This is a genomic window from Streptomyces sp. MBT65 (genome assembly GCF_016612545.1).
Taxonomy (GTDB): domain Bacteria; phylum Actinomycetota; class Actinomycetes; order Streptomycetales; family Streptomycetaceae; genus Streptomyces.
The window spans coordinates 1-1,178 of record NZ_JAENRY010000719.1 but is presented as its reverse complement, the minus strand read 5'-3'; the positions used below and the strand labels follow the sequence as shown (position 1 = coordinate 1,178).

Annotated in this window: 2 pseudogenes; one reads left to right on the top strand and one right to left on the bottom strand. The window is 75.4% G+C overall.

The features are described from left to right. A pseudogene (locus tag JHN63_RS51780) lies at positions 1–359 on the bottom strand (hypothetical protein); the annotation flags it as partial. 130 nt (positions 360–489) lie between these two features. Here JHN63_RS51780 and JHN63_RS51775 point away from each other — a divergent pair. Next, positions 490–1,178, top strand: a pseudogene (locus JHN63_RS51775) (DNA-binding protein); the annotation flags it as partial.

Sequence of the window (1,178 nt, the reverse complement as noted above, 5' to 3'; positions counted from 1 at the left end):
GGCGCGGGCGCGGCCTGGGTGGGGCGCGGACGCGGCAGCGGTACGACCCGGCGCAGGCCCTTGGGCCGTAGATCGTCCTCGTGGTCCCGTTGTACGGGTACGGAGGCGGTCGGTGCCTGGGGGACGCCGGCGCCGGTGCCGGCCGCGGCGACGACCTCGTCCGGGCTGCCGAGACCCTTGAGGATGCGCTGGACGGCGGCGGGGGTGTCCACGGTGGAACCGGCCCGCCGGCGGTCGATCTCGTTGCGCAGCTCGGACACGAGCCGCATCCGCGTGACCGAGGGCAGCTGCCGCTGCTGCGCGACGTCACCGACGCGGCTCAGATACTCGTAGACGACCTGGTCGCTCTCGATACCCACGAAGTCCCCTCAGGGGCGGGTGCGTTGGATACCCCTCGGTGACAGACGTTACCGCCAGCAGGCCCGATGCCGGGAACCTCACGTCGTGCGCGCTCCCCCGCTGTCACCCCCACCCGCTACCGTGGGTCGGATGAGCACCCCGGCCACGCCGCCCCGTTCGCTCGCGGAGGCGCTTCGAAGCAGGGACGACGCGTCCCTGGCCGCGCTGCTGCGCAGCCGTCCCGACCTCATCACGCCCGTGCCCACCGACCTCACGCAGCTCGCGACCCGGGCCGGTACGCGCGGGTCGGTCGTGCGGGCGCTGGAGCGGCTGGACCGGTTCGCGCTCCAGACGGCGGAGGCGCTGGCCGTGGCGGCGGACCCGGCGCCGTACGACGCGCTGCTGGGGCTCATGGCGGGCGACGCGCGCGACGCGGCCGTCACGCACGCGCTGCCGCGCGCCCTCGCGACCCTGCGGGAGCAGGCGCTGGTGTGGGGTGCGGACGACCGGCTGCGGCTGGTGCGGACGGCGCGTGAGCTGCTGGCGCCGTCGCCGCAGCATCCGTCGCCGACGGGTCTCGGTCCTACGGTCGCGGAGGCCACGGCGGGGATGTCGCCGGGGCGGATCCAGGAGATCGTGACGGCCGCCGGGCTGCCCTCCACCCATGACTCCGTGTCCGCGGTGGCCGCGCTCACCAAGCTGTTCACGGCCCGGAGGCGGATGAAGACGCTGCTCGCCGGCGCCCCCGAGGAGTCCCTGGAGGTGCTGAACCGGCTGGTCTGGGGGCCGCCCTACGGGCAGGTCACCGCCGACCCGGCGGCCCCCAGACCAGCCGGTTC